Annotated in this window: 17 protein-coding genes; 8 read left to right on the forward strand and 9 right to left on the reverse strand. The window is 61.4% G+C overall.

Annotated features, from left to right (window positions below; all coding sequences use genetic code 11):
- Nucleotides 1–3: 3 nt before the first annotated feature.
- Together NKI67_RS05915 and NKI67_RS05920 are read right to left on the reverse strand one after the other, a co-directional pair.
- Nucleotides 4–951: an alpha/beta fold hydrolase gene (locus tag NKI67_RS05915; RefSeq protein WP_352568908.1), complete on the reverse strand. Its 948-nt coding sequence runs from the start codon at nucleotides 949–951 to the stop codon at nucleotides 4–6.
- A gap of 86 nt (nucleotides 952–1037) precedes the next feature.
- Nucleotides 1038–1853 (reverse strand): oxidoreductase, encoded by an 816-nt coding sequence (locus tag NKI67_RS05920; RefSeq protein WP_352568909.1) that lies wholly within the window; start codon nucleotides 1851–1853, stop codon nucleotides 1038–1040.
- 107 nt (nucleotides 1854–1960) lie between these two features.
- Here NKI67_RS05920 and NKI67_RS05925 point away from each other — a divergent pair, with 107 nt between their 5' ends.
- The gene (locus tag NKI67_RS05925) at nucleotides 1961–2545 is read left to right on the forward strand and encodes a TetR/AcrR family transcriptional regulator (RefSeq protein ID WP_352568910.1); all 585 of its coding nucleotides are present in this window, start codon (nucleotides 1961–1963) and stop codon (nucleotides 2543–2545) included.
- 12 nt (nucleotides 2546–2557) lie between these two features.
- On the opposite strand, the gene NKI67_RS05930 is transcribed toward NKI67_RS05925, so the two are convergent.
- Nucleotides 2558–3607, reverse strand: coding sequence for a LacI family DNA-binding transcriptional regulator (locus tag NKI67_RS05930; protein WP_352568911.1), 1050 nt, complete (start codon nucleotides 3605–3607; stop codon nucleotides 2558–2560).
- Between the two features lie 146 nt (nucleotides 3608–3753).
- Here NKI67_RS05930 and NKI67_RS05935 point away from each other — a divergent pair, with 146 nt between their 5' ends.
- The 5 genes from NKI67_RS05935 to NKI67_RS05955 all read left to right on the forward strand — a co-directional run bounded on the left by NKI67_RS05935 (nucleotide 3754) and on the right by NKI67_RS05955 (nucleotide 8562).
- Nucleotides 3754–4794, forward strand: coding sequence for an ABC transporter substrate-binding protein (locus NKI67_RS05935; RefSeq protein WP_352568912.1), 1041 nt, complete (start codon nucleotides 3754–3756; stop codon nucleotides 4792–4794).
- Nucleotides 4795–4921: 127 nt separating this feature from the next.
- The gene (locus NKI67_RS05940; protein WP_352568997.1) at nucleotides 4922–5959 is read left to right on the forward strand and encodes an ABC transporter ATP-binding protein; all 1038 of its coding nucleotides are present in this window, start codon (nucleotides 4922–4924) and stop codon (nucleotides 5957–5959) included.
- Nucleotides 5956–6843: an ABC transporter permease gene (locus NKI67_RS05945; protein WP_352644745.1), complete on the forward strand. Its 888-nt coding sequence runs from the start codon at nucleotides 5956–5958 to the stop codon at nucleotides 6841–6843. The genes NKI67_RS05940 and NKI67_RS05945 overlap by 4 nt, the downstream gene beginning before the upstream one ends.
- Nucleotides 6836–7627, forward strand: coding sequence for an ABC transporter permease (locus NKI67_RS05950; protein WP_352644747.1), 792 nt, complete (start codon nucleotides 6836–6838; stop codon nucleotides 7625–7627). The genes NKI67_RS05945 and NKI67_RS05950 overlap by 8 nt, the downstream gene beginning before the upstream one ends.
- 14 nt (nucleotides 7628–7641) lie before the next feature.
- Nucleotides 7642–8562: a phosphorylase family protein gene (locus tag NKI67_RS05955; RefSeq protein WP_023676454.1), complete on the forward strand. Its 921-nt coding sequence runs from the start codon at nucleotides 7642–7644 to the stop codon at nucleotides 8560–8562.
- A gap of 499 nt (nucleotides 8563–9061) precedes the next feature.
- Here NKI67_RS05955 and NKI67_RS05960 read toward each other — a convergent pair whose 3' ends face one another.
- From NKI67_RS05960 to NKI67_RS05990, 6 genes are all read right to left on the reverse strand, one after another.
- The gene (locus NKI67_RS05960) at nucleotides 9062–9544 is read right to left on the reverse strand and encodes a GNAT family N-acetyltransferase (RefSeq protein WP_352454573.1); all 483 of its coding nucleotides are present in this window, start codon (nucleotides 9542–9544) and stop codon (nucleotides 9062–9064) included.
- A gap of 185 nt (nucleotides 9545–9729) precedes the next feature.
- Nucleotides 9730–11466 carry an adenylate/guanylate cyclase domain-containing protein gene (locus tag NKI67_RS05965; protein ID WP_352635581.1) on the reverse strand — a complete coding sequence of 579 codons (1737 nt, stop codon included), beginning with the start codon at nucleotides 11464–11466 and terminating at the stop codon, nucleotides 9730–9732.
- Between the two features lie 1317 nt (nucleotides 11467–12783).
- Nucleotides 12784–14712 (reverse strand): adenylate/guanylate cyclase domain-containing protein, encoded by a 1929-nt coding sequence (locus NKI67_RS05975; RefSeq protein ID WP_352635583.1) that lies wholly within the window; start codon nucleotides 14710–14712, stop codon nucleotides 12784–12786.
- A gap of 334 nt (nucleotides 14713–15046) precedes the next feature.
- Nucleotides 15047–16072 (reverse strand): aldose epimerase family protein, encoded by a 1026-nt coding sequence (locus NKI67_RS05980; protein ID WP_352470329.1) that lies wholly within the window; start codon nucleotides 16070–16072, stop codon nucleotides 15047–15049.
- Nucleotides 16073–16154: 82 nt separating this feature from the next.
- On the reverse strand, nucleotides 16155–17612 hold the full coding sequence (locus tag NKI67_RS05985) for an NAD-dependent succinate-semialdehyde dehydrogenase (protein WP_352644749.1): 1458 nt from the start codon (nucleotides 17610–17612) through the stop codon (nucleotides 16155–16157).
- 190 nt (nucleotides 17613–17802) lie between these two features.
- The gene (locus NKI67_RS05990; protein WP_352624606.1) at nucleotides 17803–18753 is read right to left on the reverse strand and encodes an AEC family transporter; all 951 of its coding nucleotides are present in this window, start codon (nucleotides 18751–18753) and stop codon (nucleotides 17803–17805) included.
- Between the two features lie 149 nt (nucleotides 18754–18902).
- On the opposite strand from NKI67_RS05990, the gene NKI67_RS05995 reads away from it, so the two are divergent.
- Nucleotides 18903–21914 carry a caspase family protein gene (locus NKI67_RS05995; RefSeq protein WP_352505777.1) on the forward strand — a complete coding sequence of 1004 codons (3012 nt, stop codon included), beginning with the start codon at nucleotides 18903–18905 and terminating at the stop codon, nucleotides 21912–21914.
- Nucleotides 21915–22020: 106 nt separating this feature from the next.
- Nucleotides 22021–22569, forward strand: a complete 549-nt coding sequence (locus tag NKI67_RS06000) for a histidine phosphatase family protein (RefSeq protein WP_023676461.1) — start codon at nucleotides 22021–22023, stop codon at nucleotides 22567–22569.
- Nucleotides 22570–22781 lie beyond the last annotated feature (212 nt).

Here is a 22781-nt window from a genome sequence, read left to right on the forward strand (position 1 = left end):
CAGTTACTTTCTAAGAATGTCTGTTGTTGTTCGGGACGAAACAAGCCGAACGTTTTCAGCTGCATAGCCGCCCTGCGGCAAGGCCTCAGCCTCGAGGAAGGACAGGGCTTTCGGGACAAAATCGGCGTAGTTCTGAAATACCCCGCCATGCCCGGCATCCGGATAGATAACCAGATGCGCCCCCGGGATACGCCCTGCGAGATCATAGGTATTGCTGCTCGGCACCATCCTGTCCTGGTCGCCATTCGCAACCAAAGTGGGAATGCGGATGGTGCTCAGGTCTTCAGGCGCCTGGAGTCCATAGGCCTTGATCGCCTTGAGTTGCGCGCCGAACGCGCTCAGCGATATCGCCTTGTCCCGGTTATTCCGGCGCTCCTTCAGCCGTTCCAGAAATGCGTTTGCGGCGCGGCGCCCATTCGTCGTTCTTGTGAAGAAGAGATAGTACTTCGGATCCCGAAAAGTCAGCGCGCCCTTGATCATGTCCACGATCGTCAGCGGCGTCACCTTGTCGATGCCTTGCCCACCGGCCGGCCCCGTGCCAGCCAGGATGAGTTTGCGCACAAGCTTGGGCTCGGTCAGCACAATCTCTTGCGCCACGAAGCCGCCGAGTGAAAAGCCGAAGAGATCGACTTCTTCGAACCCCAGCGCCCGGACAAAGGCGATTGCATCCCGCGCCATGCCGGAAATGGTCGACGGAGTTTTGCCACCCGAAGCGCCGATGCCGCGATTGTCGAAGGCAATTACCCGCCGGGTCGCAGCGAGGCCATCGACGATGCGCGGATCAAAATTGTCCAGCTGAGCAGCCAGATGGTTGAGCAGGATCACTGGCACGCCCGTCCTAGGCCCGAGTTCCCTGTACGCAAAAGCTATGCCGCCGACATCGACGGAGCGCGTTGGCGCGTCCTGGAACAACGCCGGTGAACGCGGCGACCGATTGGATCTATGTGTCATGCTTGGCGCCTCCGTTTCGTAGGGCCTGGCCAAATGTGTCGTAGTTGCTAGTCGCATGTGCGTGAAATCGTCTGGCTCGCCGTTGTTCAGACCGGCAGTCGGAACTGCTTGCGCAGGCTCTTGTCGAAAATCCCCGCGGGGGCAAAGCGGCGCAGCAGGCTGACCTGGCGCGCTGCCTTGCCAGCGGTATAGCGCCGCCGCGGACGGGCATCGGTCGCTGTCTTGACAACCACATCCGCCACCACTTCCGGCTGATCGGCCTTGGGCATCACATCGCCCAGCAGCGCCTTGAGCCCGGCTCGAGCCCGATCGTATTCCTTCAACAGCGAATCCGGCTCGATGCCGTTCTGGTCGAAGACGGTGCGGACGAATGCCGGCTCGATGACGGAAACGCGGACGTTGAAGGCGCGCACCTCGTGGTCGAGCGATTCCGAATAGCCTTCGAGCGCGTGCTTGACCGCCGAGTAATGAGCTGAGTATGGCGCGGGTACCAGTCCCAGGATCGAGCCGATATTGATGATGCGCCCTTCGCCGCGCCGCCGCATCGACGGCAACACCGCATTGGTCATCCGCATGACGCCGAACAGATTGACGTCGAATAGAGCTTGTACCTGTGCGACCGAGGATTCCTCGGCGCCGCCTAGCAGACCGACACCAGCATTGTTGACCAGGAGATCGATCCGGCCGGTCTGCGCGAGCACGTTGGCAACGAGCGCATTGACGGCCGCATCATCGGTCACGTCGCATGCCAGCATGGTCACTCCGCCCGGACCATTACTGGTCTTGCGGCGACTTGTCCCGAAGACAGTGAAACCCGCCCGCGCCAAGGCCTCGGCGCTGGCGCGGCCGATGCCCGAGGAGGCTCCGGTCACGATTGCGGTCTTTTCAGAATTCCCATTCATTTTTGATGTTCCAGGTTCGAGAGGTCTAGCTTATTTCCACGAATTGAATTATGGTAGTAATATCAGATTATGAGCATAATGCAATAGCAGGACAGGGAAGAAAGACCATGCGCTACGAAAAGGGCCGAAAAGACGCGTCACGCAGCCGGATCATGGAGGTCGCCGCCGAACGTTTTCGATCTGACGGCATCGCGGCGTCCGGGCTGGCAACCATCATGAGCGACGCCGGGCTGACGAACGGCGCCTTCTATCCGCACTTCCAGTCGAAGGCGGAGCTCGTCCGTGAAAGCGTCGCGGTGGCCTTGGACGCGCAGTCGCATCAAGTGCAGGAAGCATTGGCCGCCGGCGGTCCGGAAATGGCCATAGAGACGTATCTATCGGCCGAGCACCGGGACAATCCTGGAAAGGGTTGCGCTTCGGCCGCGTTGTTGCCGGAAATCGCGCGGCAGCCGCCTGAAACGCGAGCCCTCTATGCCGAGCGCGCTCAATCCCTGGTGCGCCAGATAGCTGAAGCTCTGCCGCAGACGAACGATCCCGAGGGCGCTGCGTTGGGCATGTTTGCAACGCTCATCGGCGCGCTCCAACTCGCGCGCGCCGTGGAAGGAACGGAATTATCGGATCGTATCCTAGCGGCGGGAGCAGCTGCCGCAAAGGCGCTGATCCGGCCGGTTCAAGACGAGGTGGCCTCCTGAGGGCAGCCCGGATTATTCGGCCGGCTCGAATCTGCCTTGCACCAAGACTGTCTCCACCGGCCCAAGCGGATTGATGATCCGGCTCTCCAGGACTTCGATAAGTTTGCGTCCAACACCCGCCATATCCACGGAATGAACTCCGATCTTTGCCGGCAGGAAGCGTGCCAGCCGCGTGCTGTCACGGGTGACGATGTGGACGTCGCGGCCAGGTGTAAGACCCCGCTTGCCGAGAGCGTGCAACGCTCCCAGAAGGCCCAGTTCGTTGGCGCACGCCAAGCCCGTTGGCGGATCTGATGACGCCAGCAAGCGATCGAACCAGCCTGCGCTCGATTCCATGGTGAACATGCCATGACCGATCAACGATTGGTCGATCGGAATACCAGCCTCGGCCATTGCCCTTCCATACCCGGAAAGACGCATGGCACTCGTCTGGTCCTCCGGAACGAGAAGTTGCAGCGCAATGCGTCGACAGCCCTTATCCATGAGCCGCCGGGTCGCCTCGTAGGCAATCTGTTCATTATCGACATCGACATAAGGATACGCGATATCCAGGTCGGTTCTTCCAAACGCGACGAACGGCATGCGTTTGTCCAGCAGCAGCTTGACGCGCGGATCAGCCGACACCAGACGCGTGATGATCAGGCCGTCTGCGTTGCGCGCCTGAAGCTGGCGCTGCACACTCTCAACGGGATCGTCGTCGGGAGTGGTGGAATAGATGGACAGACTATAACCGGCTTGCCGCGCCGCCAGCGTCATGCCTTCGATCAAAGGAAGCTTCAACAAATCGGACAGATGGTCTCGTGTTTCCATCGGGAGTACTGCCGTCAGCGTCTGCGTTCGACCGGTTTTGAGCGCGCGACCATGATGATTTGGTAAATAGCCGACCCGCTTAGCCGCCTCCTTGACGCGGGCTATGGTCGAGGGCTGCACCTCCGGCCCATCCTTCAGAGCGCGGGACACCGTGGTCACCGAGAGGGAAAGTTCCGCGGCGATCTGCTTTAGGTTGGCCATTGTTCGCCCGACTTCATTTGCGAAAGCGCCGGCTGATTTGCTGACCGCCATAACGTTACCGAATTCGACATCCCGGTCAATCGAAACTCCCGTAGGAAGCAGCTTGACTCCAGCGCATTGAGATGCAATCGTAACGTTACGATTACAAAATAATGGCTCTTTTGAGCGATGTTTGATAAAGTTGGGGAGGAGAACCTATGTCTTGGCTACGCATTTCCTTAACAGCATTCGCAATCTCGGCTGCCCTGCCCGTTCATGCGCAAACAGTCACCATCACGACCGCAGGTGGGGATTATGGTAACGCCATGAAGGAAGCCATGTGGGGCCCTGCTGCAAAAGAGCTTGGCTATGATGTCCGCGAGGAGACCCTAAGCGACGGCCTGGCCGCCTTGAAGATGCAGGTCACCTCGGGTGCGGTCACGACCGACGTCATTCACCTGGGCTCACCGGAAGGTGCCCAGGCGGCCGCACAATCGCTGCTGGAGCCGCTCGACTACAAGATCATCGATCCGAAATCCGTGCCGGTAGGTGCAAAGTCCGACTACTGCTATCCGTTTGACTCCTATGGCACCGTCATGTCGTGGAACACCAAGACCTATGGCGAGAACCCGCCGAAGACGTGGGCGGAATTCTGGGATGTTGCCAAATTTTCTGGCCGTCGCGCGTTGCGCGCCAATGCGCAAGACTCGATCGAGATCGCGCTTCTCTCCGATGGCGTGGCACCGGCGGACGTCTATTCCGTGCTCAGCACGCCGGAAGGGCTAGAGCGCGCCATCAAGCGGCTTGAAGCGATCAAACCAAACGTCGCCGTGTGGTGGACCTCGGGGGCTCAGTCCGCGCAGTTGCTGAAAGATGGTGAGGCGGATTTGGTCATTACCTGGAACGGACGGGCCCAAACCGTGAAAGCCGATGGCGGCGCGGCTGACTACACGTTCAAGGGTTCGGTCATCGGCACGGACTGCCTTGGGGTGCCGAAGGGAGCGCCGAACAAGGAGGCCGCCATGAAACTCATCGCAGCGATGACGCAGCCCGCGCGGGTTGCCAAGCTGACCGATTTCATTGCCTACGGCCCCGTCAATCCTGCGGCATATGAGGGTGGCCTTATTCCCGAGGACCGTCTGAAGACCCTTGCGACCGCGCCTGAAAATGCTGGCACTTCGGTGTTTTCCAATTCAGAATGGTGGGTCAAGAATGGCGAGGCTGCCCAAAGAGCCTTCGATGAAATGATGGCCCGCTGACTCTCAGCTCTAACGCATGTCGCGCAAAAATGTGCAGCGCGCGACAACGACATGCATGAAAACAAGAACCTAAAGCGCGTCGCGTGAAGCCAGTCGAACGCGACGCGCTTCAAGGCTGGAGCACATGATGAAGTCGCTCGCGATCACCATCGAAAGCGTGCACAAGGCTTATGGGTCCTACGTCGCACTGGATGATGTTTCGCTCGACATCCAGGCTGGCGAATTCCTCACGCTGCTAGGGCCATCGGGATCGGGCAAGACCACGTTACTCATGGCTCTGGCCGGTTTTGTCCGGCCGGATTCCGGTAAACTTTTCTTGGGCGATCGAGACATCACCCGCCTGCCGCCCAACAAACGAGACATCGGCATAGTATTCCAGAATTACGCCTTGTTTCCCCACATGAATGTCATGGCGAACGTCGCGTATCCGCTGGTGCTGCGCAAGGTACCGAGAGCGGAGGCGCGTCAGCGGGCGCTTGATACCTTGGCCCGCGTGAAGCTGGATGGTCTGGCGGAGCGCAATATTGCCGCACTATCCGGCGGCCAACGTCAACGGGTGGCATTGGCGCGGGCTATCGTCTTCGAACCGCGCGTGATGTTGATGGACGAGCCGCTGTCGGCGCTCGACAAGAACCTGCGCGAGAGCATGCAGTATGAGATCCGGCGTCTGCATGATCATCTACGGATCACCACAATCTATGTAACCCACGACCAGCGCGAAGCGCTGATTATGTCTGACCGGATTGCGGTGATGAATTCTGGCCGCATCCAGCAGATAGATACGCCGCAGCGGATTTATGATCGTCCATCGACCCGCTTCGTCGCGGAGTTCATGGGCGAGGCCAACATTGTGGCCCCGGGCTCAGCGCGCAGAATCGACGGCGCCGAAGCATCACGCGAAACTCTGATGATCCGCGCCGAAAGCTTCCATCTTGATGCGAAGCTCGTCGGGGGAGACGGAGTGGCTCTCGAAGGAATACTGCGCGCCAAAGCGTTCCGCGGCGAGAACTGGCTTTTGACGCTGGCGCTTGACGGCGGGCAAGAGGTTCTTGTCTGCATTCCGGCAGCGCTGGCCGGCGGCTGCGCCGAGCTTGCCGCCGGTCAGCGGATGACCGCATATGCACCAGCAGCGAAGGTTCACGCGATACCGGGAGCGATGGCGTGATCGTCGTCCGGGACCCGGCGCTCGCTGCGGATGCGCGGCGCGAGCGGCGGTTTTTTCTTTCACTTTCGCTCCCGGCGCTGTTCATCGTTGGACTGGCGGCGATACTGCCCATCCTTTGGATCATCCGGCAATCCTTCCTGACCACCGGGGGTGAGTACACCGTCGGCAATTACGAGAAGGTCCTTTCGAGCGGACTGACATGGTCGGCGCTCGTCACGACCCTCGAACTGTCCTTGGGTACGCTGGCGGGCTGCATTCTCCTCGGCACTCCTCTGGCGCTGGCGCTGGCCAGCGTCAGACCAAGGCTGGCCAACGTGCTCATGGCGTTCGTCATGCTGCCGCTGTGGACCTCTATTCTGGTGCGTACCTATGGTTGGCTCGTGCTCTTGCGGCGCGACGGCCTGATCAACGCGGCTTTGACCGGTTCAGGCCTGACGGCGGAGCCATTGCCGCTGGTCTACAACTTCACGGGAACGCTCATCGGCATGGTGCACTACATGCTGCCACTTTTTCTGCTGCCTGTTTATGCTGCGATGCGCGATATCGACCCAAATCTCATTCGCGCGGCTGCGAGCATGGGAGCCACTCTCAGGCAGGTCATCCGCACAGTCATTATGCCGCTTTCGGCGGGCGGCATCTTCTCGGGTTCGATCATCGTCCTCATCTACGCCATAGGTTTTTTCATCACGCCGGCGGTGCTTGGCGGCGGCAAGGTAAACCCGCTCTCTACCCGGATCGAGCGTACATTATCGACCTTTCAGGACTGGGGGTCGGCAAGCGTCCTGGGCATTCTGCTCCTCGTTCTTATGGCGCTGATCGGTGTGATGTTGCTGGCGGCACGCCGTCTGGTGGCCCAGAACACCGTGGAAGCCTCCCATGCTTGAAGCCTATCCGCAAAACAGGCTCGCCCGCATTTTGCTCTGGAGCTTTGCCGCTCTTGTCATGGCATTTCTGATGCTGCCGACGCTCGTGGTGGTGCCGCTTTCCTTTTCGGCGTCGAATCTCCTCGAGTTTCCGCCGCACGCCTACTCGTTGCGCTGGTACGAGAACTTCTTCGGCTCGGCAACGTGGATGGCCGCGCTCAGAACGAGTTTGATCCTTGGGACGTTGACGGCGTTGATCGCGGTGCCTTTCGCGCTGCTCGCCTGCATTTCAATGAATCGGCTGGGCGGAAAGACCGCTTCGGCCATCCAGAGCGTCCTGCTGACCCCCTCGATCACCCCAGGTATCCTGCTTGCGATCGGTCTCTTCTTTGTGTTGGCCGCACAACATCTGATCGGAACGCTATTCGGTGTGCTGGTCGGACATGTGGTGCTGGCCGTTCCGGTCGCCTGCATTGTGTTGCTACCCGCTCTCGCCCGCTTTGACTGGAACCAGGTTCAGGCGGCGCGCAGCCTCGGTGCAAACTGGGCCAGGTCCATTGGCGGAATCATCGTTCCGCAACTTCGGATCAGCTTGCTGTCAGCGACATTGATGGCGTTCCTGACTTCGCTCGACGAGTCCGTGATTTCGATCTTCATCGCAAGCGGTCGCAACAGCACGATGCCGAAGCTTATGTTCCTGTCGCTGCGCGATCAGATCGATCCGACCATTGCGGCGATCTCGACATTGTGGACCGTCATCGTCGTGGCCGTGGTCCTGATTGTGACCCTTCGCCAAAAATCCTGACCGAGACTGGAAACATGCCCACCAATTATCATGCAGCCGACGATCTGACGGATCATTCGACGGACATCCCTCAGGTAGGGTTGGCCATCATCACCGGGTCGGCAAACTGGGGGCTTGCCTTCCCGGAAGATGTCGAATTCGATGGTGTGCGCACCTTGCGGCGCGACATGAGTTTTGAAACACCTTTCGGTCGCACCGACAACTGGAAGCTGCTCGAGTTCGATGCGTCGATCACAGCGGAAGGGAGAGCAAAACGCGCGCTGTGCATGTATTCGCACGGCAATCCCCGCGACCGTATCGACCATTCCTGCCATCGCCGCGCGTTCTGGGTATTGATGCGGGCGGGTGTACGGCAAGTTCTCGCCTGCTCGACTGTAGGCGCCGTCAACAAGGCGATCCAGCCGGGCGACATGGTGGTGACCGCCGATATCATTGAACTGACGCAGACCCCGTTTTCACTGCTTCCTGACCGTCAGAGCTTTGACTGTTCGGGCAAGCAAATCGTGTGTCCAAGATGTGCGGCGGTTCTGGTCGAAACGGCCCGCCGTCATTGGCCAGCCGAATGCCGCGTTTATGGCATCGAACAGCAGTTGGTGGCTGCCCATTGTTATGGGCCCCGGCTGACAACGCCTGCCGAAGCCTTGGCATATCGGGGCATGGGGGCGGATGTACTCAACCATTCCATCGCCCCTGAGGCGACCTTGTCGCGCGAGATCGGCGCGTGTTTCGTGCCTTGCGCGTTCGTGACGGCGGGCTTCAACGACTATATGGATCGCAATCGCCAGAAATTGCTGCAGGAGGACGTGCTGCCCAGTCTCTCCATGACAGCCTCGCGGGTCGCGCTGGAGACCGCCGCGCGACTTCCCGCTGATCCGGAATGCTCCTGTCACGGCTTGAAGTCGCCTCAGCCGAAAGAACGCTCCAGCCGGTTCTGAGACGACCTTGGTGCGCCGGATAGCTGAAGCTCTGCCACCGACCAAGAATCCCGAGGGCGCTGCATTGTGCGTGTTTGCGACGTTCGAAACGCTGAGGGCGGCGTTTGAGGATTACGGTCAAAACTCAATCAGACTGGCTGCCGCCAATGGCCCAGATGGGCGGAACTTGCCGTTTGAATTAGTCGGCGGGAATGAGCACAGAGCGCCATTTGCTGACAATCATGGCGCTTCACCATTGCGGTCGTTCTCGCTACGACCTGATGCGGACCCGAAGCGGATGGTCGTTTGATCCGGTTAAACTCAACGCGCCACCCTACCACGTGCGCCATCTCGAGACGTTCGCGAAAACCTCCACGTCGGTCGCGACTCGACCATGGAGCGGAAGTACAGGCGAAGTCCTGTTTCGTTCGAGATGGCCTGGTTCAATCTCCAGCATCCTCCTCCTGCCATACTGGCCGGAGCGAGTGCCGGCCGCGAGCGAGTGGCCTTTGAGCGTAGGTCAGAGCGTCTTGCTCATCATCAGGATCGGAACCGGAGCGCCGCCACGGTCATCGACGAATTTCTCGGCGGGTTGGTAGCCGCAGGCTCTATAGAGCGGCTCTCCTGCCATCGTGGCTGCCAGATCGGCACGGCGGAAGCCCTCAGCCTTAGCGGCACGTTCACACAGCGAAAGGATAAGGCGGCCGACGCCTCGCCGGACAAAGTCCGGATGCGTATACATGGCTCTGATACGCGCCGCGTCCGTGGCTGGATCAAGCAGTGCCGCGTTGCGTCCCGGTGACTGATCACCACCATACATGGTCGTGCGCCGGCTCCAGCCACCGCACCCTGCCAGGACGCCGTCGTGCTCCACGACGAAATAGGTGCCATCATCGACAAGCTGCGTGTCCAGCCCCATGATTGCGCGGCTGGATCGGATCTGGTCATCGTCGAGAAACGGTTTCTGGAGTTCGGAGATCGCTGCATCCATGAGCGCAATCATGGAGGCGAGGTCCTCGCGTCGCGCTATCCGGTGCCGAAAGTCTTCACTGGCCATGTTCAAGCACACCCTGAGGCGAAACAAACGCACGATATGGCGAATTTCGTTCCGTCAGAAGACCAAAATATTCGCTGCTGCGGCAGCCTTGGGACGCCTGTCGAGCAGGCCGAAGGTATAACCAATGACAGTCATTCTGGCAGCCCCGCCATGCGATAACCTTCCACGATATGCCGGCGCACGTCTTCGGCTGGGAATGGCTGCGAATCCGACCAGTGCCGGATAGTGAAGTGCGGATTGCTTATCATGAACATTTTCGCCTCCCAGCCCGCTTCCTCCAAACGGCCAAGTTGCGCAAGGCTTGCTGCAAGCAGGCGTCGTGAAGTCGTGCGATAGGTTTCGGGCCTGCGCAGCGTTAGGATCGCGGATTCGTAGTCGCCCAGGGCATATTGGGCCTGGCCCAACATCCAATAATACCAACCGGGCGGGTGAGGGTTGAGTCGCAGTGCCCTGCGGACCTGCTCTATGGCTTCGGCAGGTCGGCCCTTTTCCGTCGTCAACTCGGCCTGCATTGCCCAAGCGTCGGCGTGGTTGGGGTCCAACTCGTGGGCAGCATCGAATTCGGCATCCGATTCCACCCAGCGACTCTCATGTCCAAGTATGACGCCCAATACCCATCTGTTCCCGGCGTCGTTCGGGTCGAGTTCGACCGCCAGCTGTGCTTCGGCGAGCGCTCTTGCGCGGTTGGGGTCCATCGGTTCGTCCCAGAACTCCCAGCCCAGCCAGAGGTTGAGCGCCAGCCAACGGTGCGCCTCCGCGTATTCCGGGTCGAGCGCGATTGCCCGGTCTAGCAGCAAAATGGCCTCTTTCGCGGTGAGCGCCGTTTGCAGGCCAAGGACCCGGGCACGCACACAGAGATCATAGGCCTCCAGGTTGCTCGGTCTGTTGCGCGCCGGCGCGGTGGTCAGGCGGCCAACCAGAGCCTCGACAATCTTGCCGGTCACCTCGTCCTGAACGGCGAAGATATCTTCTAGGCTCCGGTCGAATCTTTCGGCCCAAAGGTGGTCACCCGCGATCGCGTCGATCAGTTGGGCGTTGATACGCACCCGTCCAGCGGCCCGCCGTGCACTACCTTCAAGAAGATGGCGAACTCCCAGTTCTCGCGCGATGCGACGCACATCCACGTGCCTGCCTTTGTATGCAAATGCCGAGTTGCTGGCGATGACGAACAACTCGCTTGTCCTCGACAGATCCGTGATCAAGTCTTCGGTGAGGCCATCGACAAATGCCTCCTGCTCCGGATCATTGCTCATGTTCGTAAAGGGGAGGACGGCAATGGAGGGCTTGGCGGGGAGCTGCAGAGGCGCTTTCTCCGCGAACCCGCCATCGTCCGATGCGGTCGACAGCCGGATCCGGTAGACAGACACTGGTTCGGTGACGTTCTTGATCGCTTGCGGACCAAGTTCGTCGAAGCCGCAATCGAGCTTCCGCTTGACTTGGTCGTAGACGCTGCCGGACACACAGACATCTCCTGCCCCGGCCATTGCCTGGAGCCGCACTGCGACAATGACGCCGTCGCCGAACAGATCGCCGTCCTCGACAACGACATCGCCCAGATTGATGCCGATATGCAGGTAGATTCTCCGGTCGGCGGTCACACCCTCGTTTGCGGCCGCCATCCGCTTCTGAAGGTCCACGGCGCATGACACGGCGTTCACCGCGCTTCCGAACTCGACCAGAACGCCATCACCCATCACTTTCACAATACGGCCATGACGGTCGCGGACGAGTGGTTCGAGGATTTCCTTCCTCCTCCTCCTTAAAGCGGCCAACGTTCCTTGCTCGTCCAGGTCCAGAAGTCGACTGTAGCCCACCACGTCGGCAGCCAATATGGCGGCAAGGCGGCGTTGGGCGCGTTCTTCGGCCATTTCGCGTTGCTTTCATTGAAAGCAGAAAAGCGAATTTTATGCCGCCCATTTCAAAAGTCTATCAGGTTGACTTCGAGGCTCGATCGCCAAGCAGCTACATAGGGTGATCGCGCCTGTCGATTGTCCCCACTGGGGCCACGACTTGCGCTTGGGGCTCGTCTTGGAGAAGGTCAGCAAGGGGTCAGTGCCGAGTGCCGCGAATGTCGGGTATCGGGCAGTGAAATGGGCTGACCAAGGGCAGCTCAGGGTCAGATCGCGTCATGCGACGCTCGCAACTGATCGACTGCAAGGGTCGGAACTCGGTCGTCTTAGAGTGATTTGGGTTTTTGGCGGCTAGAGCGACCCGGCATGAGGTGGTCCGGACTGTGAACGAGGGTGTCGGCAGAGCGCGTCTCATAGGGGGCCACAAGCCAGTGCCCCACCGCCGACAAACACCGGCGGGCGGGTGCCTCGGGGACACGATGGTAGATTGCCAATGCGTTCGCGGGTGTGGCCTTAAGTCGCAAACTATTGGCTTCAGAAGCAGGGCGTCGGCCTTCATTAACGGTGCTACCAACACCATATGGTCCGTAGCCCTCCCAAACGAGAGAAGCTCGCCCCGACGGGTCGCACTGCGGCCGTCAGCCGGCAATTGCTGTGAACTAGGAAACCATCATGCCTGAAAATATCAGACTAACTTCGAGAGACGTCCCTCTCATTCAGCTAGGCCTCTATCAGTGCCGCTTCCCGGTGAGCGAAGACCCGTCAGTACCCGGCGGCTATCGTTTTTGTGCTGGGCCAACTTCGCCGGATCGCGTCTACTGCGATCACCACCACCACATTGTGACCGCCGTGGACCCTCGTCGAGCCCGTTCGGGTCTCCACCTCGCTCAACGACGCGCCGCGTAAGTCTGGCTGGCGGCGGCCTCCCGGCCAGGCGCTATGCGCTCCAATGGCTACGACCTTTCCGTCGGCTCGGTCTGGCCCATCCTCCCTTATGCCGTCTTCGCCGATGTCTCCCCCTTCGCCCGATTGAGAACGACGACTTCTCGCCGAAGCGATCGCTTCGGAATGCCGTCGTAGCCCGACCCGAAGCTCAGTGAGCTTTTGTAGAGGTCGAGGGTCCAATCCAACGTCTGGACTCCACTGGAGTGCCTGCACTCGAGAGCGATTGGCTCTCCGGCAGCCGATAAGGATCCAAATTTAAGCGCCACTTGCCGCCATTCATCGTTTGGCCAGTGAACTGTCGCTTTCGATGCACAGCGGTCGTTCCTGGCAACGCGCGCCGTTCGCGCGCTGGCGAGCAGCGGCCCTCGCCTTTCTTTGCACAGGGGTGTTCTATGGCTGCCCGAGAGGCTTCGCCTCCCCCGCCTCGCATTCCGACAATCGCACAGGTTTGGCGAGTTTCGCCAGCGCCTCGGGCTTGGCGCAAGCCGGAAAGCCGGCGAGCGGCATTGTTTCAATAAACCGGCTGCGCTCTTTAGTGCTCAAGCCCACTTCATTAATCATGCTCTCGACGGTCAGGTCCGGGTACTGCTTGAGAGTTTCCCTAACCGAAGCATTCGCCTCATCCATTCGACCCAGAGCCGCAAGGGAGCTGCTAAGCACCACCCACTTCCACTTGTCGTAGTTGTTAGGCGTCATGCGCTCCAGCATCTTCAACGCGTCCTCATATCGGCCGGCCATAAAATAGGCAGGGGCGAAGAAGTTGGACGTCCACATCGGGTAGTTCGGGTCGAGCCGCATTACTTGGTCGACCATCTGAGCGCCGCGTTCGGGTTCATTGAAGCGTGCCGCAAAGCCGGTATAGAATGTCAGGATTTCGGACGAACCGGGAGCTAGACGAAGGGCCGTGTCCAGCTCAGCCTTGGCGCGGGCGTTGTCGCCCTTCTGGCTGAGGCTCATACCAAACACGGCGTGTGCCTCAGCGTCACTTGGATCGAGCTGCACCGCGCGTTCGGCCACATCGGCAGCCGCCTTGATCTCGCTCTCGGGATTGATACCGAAGCCAGCCAATATACCATGAGCATGATAAAGTTCTACCCAGGCCCGGGCCAGCCCGGGGTCCAGCTCAACGGCGCGGTTGAGAAGCGCGATGGCCTCCTCCTCATCCGCTATGGTGATCTTTTCAATCTTCTCGGTCCCGAGCAGATAATAATCATAAGCATTCAGGTTTTCAGGTCGTTTACGTTTGGCCGCGGCCCGCCCGGCCGCCTGAATCAACCCTACGCCGCCGCCCAGACGGTTGGTGACTTGCTCTGCGATCTCGGTCTGGACGGCGAAAACGTCCTCAGCAGGCCGGTCCCAACGATCCGACCAAAGATGGTTGCCGGTTTGTGCATCGATCAACTGCGCGGTGACCCGCACCCGCCCATTTTGCCGCTGGATAGAGCCTTCTAGTACGAAGCCGACATGGAGCGCACTTGCTACCTGGCGGGCATCCACCGGCTTGCCTTTGTAAACTTCCGTCGAATTCCGGGCCACGACCTCAAGTTCGGGAAACCGCGCGAGGTCGGTTATGATATCCTCAGTCAAGCCATCGGCCAAACGCCCGGTGGCCTCGTCGCCGCCATAGTTATTGAAGGGCAGCACCGCGACCGATGGCTTGGCCCCCAGCGGCGCGGGCTGAAAGAACCACCAGGTCCCTCCACCCGCCAGAGCCAGCACGACGATGGCCGCTGCAGTCGTCCTGGTCCAGCGCGGCATCGCCTTGCGTAAGGTCCAACGCACCCGCTTGCCATCGAGCCTCAGTCGGTACATCCGCACGGGGCGGCTGATGTTCTTGACCTGCTGCTCGCCGGCGAAATCGAGGGGCAAATCAAGCTTGCCCTGCAGATGGTCAAAGGCCGTGCCCGATACGATCACGCCGCCCGGCTCAGCGAGTTGCTGCAACCGCGCGGCGACATTGACGCCGTCGCCATAGACATCGCCGTCAACCAGCGCAACGTCGCCCAGATTGACCCCGATGCGGAACACGATGCGCTCAGGCTCTGGCAGACCTTCATTGCGCGCGGCCGCCGCGCTTTGGATTTCCGCTGCGCAGGCGACTGCGTCGACCACGCTTTCGAAGGCGACAAGCGCGCCATCGCCCATCAACTTGACGACGCGGCCATGGTGCTGGGAGATGGCGGGGTCGAACACCTCGGAACGAACGGTTTTCAATCGCTCAATGGTTCCGGCCTCATCGGCCTCCATCGCCTTCGAGTAGCCAACCATATCGGCCGCCAGGATCGCCAGCAGCTTCCGATTGAGAGGGGGAACCGCCATATGCGCCTCTTTATGGCACAACCCTACACCCATGGAAGCATCGGAGCCAGAACGCGCCGTTGGCCGCGCGGTGAATGACCGCTCGTCAGCCGTTCCTGACTTTCGACCGGGTGCGGATGAACGTCTTCAACGGGTCAACTTGCGTCGTCAGGGCTCTCGGCGTCAAAGGTCCGAGAGGGTTCGAAGTCGGTCGTTCAGAGTGATTGCGTTTTGACTCCAGAGCGCCGCGCGTCATGGACGCGCAAAGGACGCTATAACACTTTGAATTTTGCATGATCCTTTCCGAACCGGAGGTCAGCGCAGCAAAACCATGCCGGTTTCCGGGGGTCATGCCCTAAGGCAGCCTGAACCGGTATTCCGTCACGTGATGATAGATCTGGCCCGGCCACAGCGTGGCTTGCGGGAAATACGGCCGGTTCGGCGCATCCGGCCAGATTTGCGGCTCCAGGCAGAAGCCCGAAAAGGCCTTGTACTGGCGTCCGCCCAGTCCAGGCGAGGAAGGTGCCAGATACTGGCCGGTATAGAGCTGGACACCTGGCTCGGTGGTCCAGAGTTCCATCTCGACGCCGGAATTCGCGCCTTGCGCCCACGACGCCTGCTTCAGCGGCCCGCGCGTCGAAGCGAGGCAGAAATTCTGGTCGTAGGGGAGTTGCTCGCCCTCGGTCTCCATGCGCAGCGGCCGCGCCTGGCGAAAGTCGAAAGGTGTGCCGTCGACCGGCTTTACCGTGCCTGTCGGAATGAGATCCGCGTCGACCGGCAGATAGGCGCCGGCATTCAGCATCAACCGGTGATCGAGAATGTCGCCGGCGCCGCCGTCGTCCAGGTTGAAATAGGAATGCTGGGTGAGATTGCAGAGCGTCGGCTCCTCGCAGGTGGCGGTCAGTTCGACGCTGAGCGTGCCGGGGATCTTGAGCCGGTAGGTGCAGGTCACGTCGAGCGCGCCGGGAAAGCCCATCATGCCGTCCGGGTCGTGCAATGTCAGCGTGACAAAATCCCTGCCATGCAGCGAAACCGCCCAGGCACGGCGCGAAAAACCTTGCGAACCGCCATGCAGCGTGTGCTTTTCGAGGAAATTGCGCTCGGTCTGGTAGCGTTTGCCGGCAAGCGTGAAGCGGCCGTCGCGGATACGGTTGGCATAGCGCCCGACGACAGTGCCGAAGAAGGCGGTATCCGTCTCATAGTGCTCGAAACGATCATAGCCGAGCACCAATGGCGCCTCGTGCCCGGCCAGGTGCAGATCCTGGATGATCGCACCCAGGCCGATAATATTGGCGGTAAGGCCGCCGCCACGAATGGTGAAACGGCGGACTTCCTCGCCCGCCTGCGTCGTGCCGAAAACCTCGCCGTCCTTCATCGCCATGCTCGCAAGTTCGTTGCTCGACGCCAGCCTGGCCTTTTCCGAAGCGGCTCAGGGTCTTTTTCGGTATTACCGCATGAGGCTTCTAGAGACCAAGTCCGCCGATGCAGACATATTTGGTGTCGAGATAGTCCTCGATGCCCTGATGGCCGCCTTCCTTGCCGAGGCCCGATTCCTTGACGCCGCCGAACGGCGCCTCAGGGGTGGTGATGAGCCCTTCATTGACGCCGACCATGCCGTATTTGAGCCCTTCCATGACCCGGAAGGCGCGGCCGAGATCGCCGGTGTAGAAGTAGCAGGCCAGGCCGAATTCGGTGTCGTTGGCGAGTGCCACGGCCTCTTCCTCGGTCTCGAACTTGAACACCGGCGCTACCGGGCCAAAGATCTCTTCCTTCATGAAGCGCATCCTCGGCGTCGCATTGGCGATCACCGTCGGCTGGAAGAACGAGCCGCCGAGCGCGTGGCGCTTGCCGCCGGCGACGACCTTGCCGCCCTTGGCGGTAGCGTCGGCAATCAGCTCCTCGACCTTCTCCACCGCCTTTTCGTCGATCAGCGGCCCCTGCTGGACGCCGTCTTCGAGGCCGGAACCGACCTTCAGGCCGTCGCTCGCGGCAGCCAACTTTTCGACGAACTGGTCATAGATGCCGGCCTGCACCAGGAAGCGGTTGGTGCAGACGCAGGTCTGGCCGGAATTGCGGTACTTGGCGGTGATGGCGCCAGCGACGGCCCGCTCGATGTCGGCGTCGTCGAAGACGATGAACGGCGCATTGCCACCGAGCTCCATCGACACTTTCTTGACGGTCACCGACGACTTCTGGATCAGGATCTTGCCGACCTCGGTCGAGCCGGTGAAGGTGATCTTCTTGACCAGCGGGTTGGCACAGATCTCGTCGCCGATCTCACCGGCGGCGCCGGTCAGGATATTGATCACGCCTTTGGGGAAGCCGACTTCCTCGGCAAGCGCGCCCCAGGCAAGGCCGGAGTAAGGCGTCTGCGACGCCGGCTTAACCACGGCGGTACAGCCGGCGGCAAGCGCCGGACCGAGCTTGCGGGCCAGCATCGAGGACGGGAAATTCCATGGCGTAATAGCGGCGATGACGCCGACCGGTTCCTTGGTCACCAGGATACGGCGGTCCGCCCAGGGCGACGGCACGACGTCGCCATAAGTGCGGCGGCCTTCTTCGGCGAACCACAATATGTAGGACGCGGCCGAGCCGATCTCGCCCTTCGATTCGAACAGCGACTTGCCCTGCTCGATGGTCAGCAGTTCGGCCAGCACGTCCTGATTGTCCATCATCGCGTCGTGCAGCTTGCGCAACAGCTTCGAGCGTTCGAGCGCGGTGGTCTTGCGCCATGTCTTGAAGGCAGCGTCGGCGGCCTCGATGGCGCGGCGGGTCTCGGCCTTGCCCGACTTCGGCACGGTGCCGATCTTGAGGCCGGTGGCAGGATTGTTGACGTCGACCGTCTGGCCTGAATCGGCCTGCACCCATTCGCCATTGATGAGATTGGCCTGCCGCATGAAATGGCTGGTTTTCTGAAGCATGATCTCGCCTCCGTTCGGCACCTGGCGGGCCGGTCGCTGATTTCGTGAATGGACGTGCGCGATAGCATCGCTAGAGCCACTGCTCTTAGCCCAGGGCAAGCCCCGCAAGCAATCACAAGATGGCATATAGGGTTTGGGCCAGCCAAAGCGAGAGCGATGCAGCCGGGTTCTTATCCAAAAACCCGGGCTCTTATCCAAAAACATGGACGACCACGGTCAGCCAAAACGCAGTGGTCACGACCGCACAGGCGGTGGCGATGGTCATCTGGTTCGACGCCAGCGCCTGGCCGGTGTTGAACTGCACCGCGATGAGATAGGAATTGATGCCGGACGGCAACGCCGCAACCATGACCGCCACCTTGGCCGTCAATGGCGGCAGGCCGATCAGCCAGACCAGGCCGAGAACCAGCGCCGGCATCAGGAACAGTTTCAGCGCCGACAGCGCCAGCGCCGGCCTTACATTGCCGGAAATGCCGAAACGGCGCAGGCTGAGCCCCATGGCGAACAGCGCCACCGGGGCGGCCGTGCCGGCCAGCGCGTCGCTCAGCCGCGTCGCAAGCACCGGCAGCGGCGCACCGGTGAAGCGCCACGCCAGCCCGGCCAGTATGCCGATGATCAGCGGATTGATGAATACCCTCCTGAGAAAGCTCCTGACGACGCGGAGCGGATGCACAGGCTCGCTGCCGCCGCGGCCGAACATCTCGAACAGGATGATCGAGGCCATCATCATCACCGGCAGGTGAATGGAGACGAGCAGTGACAGCACTTCGAACCCGGCCGGCCCGAACACGCCGATCATGAAGGGCGCGCCGAGCAGGACGACGTTGGAGTAGGACGACGATACGCCGCCGACGACGCCGGCGCGGGCGTCTCGTCCGAAAATGCGCGTAATGACCAGATGGCCGGCAGCCCAGGTAAGCGCGACCGCCGCGAAATAAGCCCCCCATAGCGACCACGGCGCCACGCCGTGGAAATCGGCCTTTACCATGGTCTGGAACAGCAAAAGCGGCATTGCCACGTTGATGGCGAATTCGGATACGCCCTCGCCGCTCGCCGGCTTCAAATAACCGGTCAACCCGGCAAGATAGCCGAGCCCGACAAGACTGAAAACGAAGAGGACGGTTTCGGTAAGCGGAGACATTTTTCCCGTGATAGGCGAGCCCCGGCGGCGGCGCAATCGCCCTTCCCTCGCGAATGTACCGGCCAACAATCCGGCCGCTCGGATCTTGCCCGAATTTGCTCATGGTTGGATGCCAGCGCTATACAGGGTTGTCGGGGGACACGCGGCGAATGGGCCTTGTCGGAAATCAGCACTTCTTCAAGCAGGCGTGGCTGACGGCTTTCGTCGGCGCCATGCTTTGCCTCGTGGTGACCTCGGCTCATGCCGCGGAGCCGGCGAGCCTCAAGGGTGTGGCGCTGATCGTCGGCCAGTCGAAATACCAGCACATAGCGGCTCTTCCCAACCCCGCCAACGACGCCCGCGACATCGCCAAGATGCTGACCGACCTCGGCTTCGACGCGCGCAGTGTAACCGACCGCGACACGGCAAAGCTGAAGCGCGACCTCGAGCGTTTCGCCGAGGATGCAGAGGACGCCGACGTCGCCTTGATCTACTATTCCGGCCACGGCATCGAGGCCGGCGGCGAAAACTATCTGGTGCCGGTCGACGCCGACGTTTCTTCATTGAAGGACGCCGATCAGGCCCTGGTGCCGATCTCCGCCGTCATGGACGAATTGAAGACGACCGTGCCGGTAACGATCATGTTGCTCGATGCCTGCCGCACCAACCCGTTTCCGGCGGATGCGGTGCTGCGCCGGGCGCCGACGGCCTCGGCCTCGCCGATCAGCGCCGGCGGATTGGAGCCGGTGCGCGGTGCCAGGGCACTGGCAAACGCGACCGCGACGGAAAATCTGGGAACGGTGATCGGCTTTGCCGCCGAGCCGGGGCGGCCGGCACTCGACGGCATCGTCGGCGAAAACAGCCCCTACGCAGCGGCACTTCTGCGCCACCTAGCGGCAATGAAGGGCACCGAGTTCGGCTCGGTCATGCGCATGGTGACCGAGGAGGTCTATCTCGACACCAAGGCAAGGCAGCGGCCATGGGTCAATGAAAGCCTGCGCCGGCTGCTCTATTTCGGCGTTGCACCGCAGGAGCCGACCGGCGACGACGACCTGATCACCGGCGAGCGGCGGCAATTGCTGCTGACGATCGCCGAGTTGCCGAACCCCAAGCGGGCACAGGTCGAACTGGCCTCGCTGCAGGACGGCGTGCCGCTCGACGCGCTTTATGGCGTGCTGAAGGCGCTCGGCACCGAAAAGATGCCGGAGGACCCCACCGACCTGCAAAAGCTGCTCGATGCGCAGGCCGAGCGCCTGAAGAAGATGATCTCCGAGCGCAACGCGCTGCGCACCGACGACCCCGAGATCAGCCGCCTCGTCGCCTCGGCCGACAAAGCGATCGGCCAGGGCGCCATCGTCACCGCGCGCAACTTCCTCGACCAGGCGGTGGGCCGGGTCGAGCAGGCCAGCGGCGTGGTCGATCGGGCAGAGGATCTGGTCAGGCAGAAGCGTCTTGCCGACGCGGCGATCTATGCCAGGCGCGCCGACGCTTCGGCGCTGGTCTTCGACTATCTGTCGGCCGCCAACGACTACGGCGAGGCCTTCTCGCTGGTCGAGAGATGGGACGACAGGCTGCGCTGGAACTACAAGAACCAGGAGGCGGAAGCGCTCAACGCGCATGGCAACGCCACCGGCGACAGGCAAGCGCTGCAGCACGCTATCGACGCCTACCGCGTCATCCTGAACTTCATCCCCAATGGCGAGCAGAACCGCGACTGGGCGATCACCCGCAACAACATGGCGGTGGTGCTGCAGACGATCGGCGAGCGCGAGCGCGAAACCGACCGGCTGGAAGAGGCAGCGAAAATCTTTCGCGATTCGCTTGCCGTGTTCGAGCGCGAGAAGGACGACATCAACTGGGCCGCGGCCCAGAACAACCTGGCCAATGTGCTGTTGAAGATCGGCGAACGCGAGAGCGACCCGAAACGCCTGAATGAGGCGGTGGTGGCGATGCGCGCCACGCTGGAGAAGCGGCCCCGCGACAAAGTCCCGCTGGACTGGGCCGCCTCGCAAAGCAACCTTGGCCTTGCGCTTTACGCGCTTTCGGAGCGCGAACCGGACGGCGAGCGCCTGACCGAGGCCGAGGCCGCCTACCGGCTGGCGCTTGAAGAATACACGCGCGAAAAGGCGCCCGTTCAGTGGGCGATGGTCCAGAACAATCTCGGCAACACGCTGGTGTCTCTCGGCACGCAACGCAACGACAAGGCAAAAATCGACGAGGCAGCCGCGGCATTCCGCGCCGCGCTCGAAATCCGCACACGCGACACCTTCCCGCTCTCCTGGGCGAGCAGCCGTCTCAATCTGGGTAACGCGCTGAGCAGTGCTGCCCGTTTCGATCTCGGCACCGGCCTGCTCGAAGAGGCGGCTGCCGCCTATGGCGACGCGCTGACCATATTCACACGCCAACGTTTTCCGACGGATTGGGCTTCGGCGGAGAACAATCTCGGCTCGATCTACCAGACGCTCGGCCAGCGCACGCGCGATCCTGCCAGGCTTGAGCAATCGGCGGCCGCATACCGGGCGGCACGGCGCGTCTACACCAAGAAGGAGTTTCCGCTCGACTGGGCGATGACCCACTACAATCTCGGCAACACGCTGCAACTGCTCGGCGGCGTGACCGACAAGCCGGTGCATTACGAGGAGGCGATCGAGGCCTATCGCGATGCACTTCGCGAATACAAGCGCGAGACGACGCCGCGGCAATGGGCACTGGCGCAGGCCGGTCTAGGCTCGGCGCTGCAATGGCTGAGCATGAGCGAGGCCGATCCCCGCAAACTGGCCGCTTCGATCGCCGCGCGCCGGGCAGCGCTGGAGGTGCTGACCTTCGAGACCTCGCCCGTCGACTGGGCGAACGCGCAGAACGGCATCGGCATGAGCCTGATCAATCTAGGCAATCTCGAACGCACCGGCAAATATCTGGACGAAGCCGAAGCCGCCTTCGAGGCAACGCTCAAGGTCTTCACCCGCGAAAGCCAGCCGATGCAATGGGCCTTCGAGCAGAACAATCTCGGCGACGTCCACTGGAACCGCGGCAGCTATGGCGGTGGCAATGCCGAATACCAAAAGGCGATCGAATTCTTCGAGAACGCCAAGCAGGGCTTTACCGATGCTGGCTATACACTCCCCATCCCGCTGACCGACCGCAAGATCGATCTGGTGAAGAAGCAGATAGCGAAGAAATAGGCGTCTCGGCCGCAGGTTGCACTCGGCTTGTCTTTCAGCCGGCTTTGCCGTCCCTATATGCCGGTCACCGGGGACCTGCCTGCCGGTCACCCGAAAAGGATGTCTGATGCTTCGATTTGTGCTGGCGCTGCTGTTGCTTGCCGTTTCCGCCACAGCCCATGCGACGGAAGCCGGCTGGGCGCTGCTGCGCGACGGCGGGCATGTCGTGCTGCTTCGCCATGCCATGGTCACAGGCACCACCGATGCGGCCAATTTCGACCTCGGCAAATGCACCACCCAGGTCAATCTCTCGGAGCGCGGCAAGCAACAGGCGCGCAAGATCGGCGCGCTGTTTGGCGCCCGCGCGGCACCGGTCGAGCGCGTGCTGTCCAGCCGTTATTGCCGCTGCCTCGAGACCGCCCGCATCGCTTTCGAAAGCGAGCCGGAGCCGTTCGCACCGCTTGACCTGCTGAAGACCGACGAAAAGGAGAAGGCCGCTCAGATCGCTGCGATCCTGGCAGAGATCCGCGGCTATTCCGGCTCCGACAATCTGGTCATGGTCACGCATCTCGAAGACATCAAGGAATTGACCGGCATCTCGCCGCGCGAAGGCGAAGCCGTGGTCGTCGAGCCGCAAGGCGACGGACTGCGCGTGCTCGGCCGCGTTACCTTCTGACCGGGCCGGTCGCTCCTCGCGTCGAGCGAGATAGGTGTTGCCGAAATGCCACTGCCACGAGAAGCCGTGGTTGGATTCCGATCTCATCTTGCTCTGCCTGGGCAGCAATCCCATCTGCGCCCGGCGTATCAGGCCTTTTCCTGCCCGGAAAAACCGATTAGACAGCCCAAAACACATGCGGACAGATTCCGCCCGCAATCGAAGGAAAAGCC

The organism is Mesorhizobium sp. M0408, from assembly GCF_040321495.1.
Lineage (GTDB): Bacteria > Pseudomonadota > Alphaproteobacteria > Rhizobiales > Rhizobiaceae > Mesorhizobium.

Bases quoted from the DNA above. Each gene is read 5' to 3' on its own strand.
- NKI67_RS05960 (WP_352454573.1), bottom strand. From the start codon at position 9,544: ATGATTGCGCTCATGGATGCAGCGATCTCCGAACTCCAGAAACCGTTT.
- NKI67_RS05975 (WP_352635583.1), bottom strand. From the start codon at position 14,712: ATGGCGGTTCCCCCTCTCAATCGGAAGCTGCTGGCGATCCTGGCGGCC.
- NKI67_RS06000 (WP_023676461.1), top strand. From the start codon at position 22,021: ATGCTTCGATTTGTGCTGGCGCTGCTGTTGCTTGCCGTTTCCGCCACA.
- NKI67_RS05965 (WP_352635581.1), bottom strand. From the start codon at position 11,466: ATGGCCGAAGAACGCGCCCAACGCCGCCTTGCCGCCATATTGGCTGCC.
- NKI67_RS05930 (WP_352568911.1), bottom strand. From the start codon at position 3,607: ATGGCGGTCAGCAAATCAGCCGGCGCTTTCGCAAATGAAGTCGGGCGA.
- NKI67_RS05915 (WP_352568908.1), bottom strand. From the start codon at position 951: ATGACACATAGATCCAATCGGTCGCCGCGTTCACCGGCGTTGTTCCAG.
- NKI67_RS05995 (WP_352505777.1), top strand. From the start codon at position 18,903: ATGGGCCTTGTCGGAAATCAGCACTTCTTCAAGCAGGCGTGGCTGACG.
- NKI67_RS05985 (WP_352644749.1), bottom strand. From the start codon at position 17,612: ATGCTTCAGAAAACCAGCCATTTCATGCGGCAGGCCAATCTCATCAAT.
- NKI67_RS05940 (WP_352568997.1), top strand. From the start codon at position 4,922: ATGAAGTCGCTCGCGATCACCATCGAAAGCGTGCACAAGGCTTATGGG.
- NKI67_RS05990 (WP_352624606.1), bottom strand. From the start codon at position 18,753: ATGTCTCCGCTTACCGAAACCGTCCTCTTCGTTTTCAGTCTTGTCGGG.
- NKI67_RS05950 (WP_352644747.1), top strand. From the start codon at position 6,836: ATGCTTGAAGCCTATCCGCAAAACAGGCTCGCCCGCATTTTGCTCTGG.
- NKI67_RS05980 (WP_352470329.1), bottom strand. From the start codon at position 16,072: ATGGCGATGAAGGACGGCGAGGTTTTCGGCACGACGCAGGCGGGCGAG.
- NKI67_RS05955 (WP_023676454.1), top strand. From the start codon at position 7,642: ATGCCCACCAATTATCATGCAGCCGACGATCTGACGGATCATTCGACG.
- NKI67_RS05925 (WP_352568910.1), top strand. From the start codon at position 1,961: ATGCGCTACGAAAAGGGCCGAAAAGACGCGTCACGCAGCCGGATCATG.
- NKI67_RS05935 (WP_352568912.1), top strand. From the start codon at position 3,754: ATGTCTTGGCTACGCATTTCCTTAACAGCATTCGCAATCTCGGCTGCC.
- NKI67_RS05920 (WP_352568909.1), bottom strand. From the start codon at position 1,853: ATGAATGGGAATTCTGAAAAGACCGCAATCGTGACCGGAGCCTCCTCG.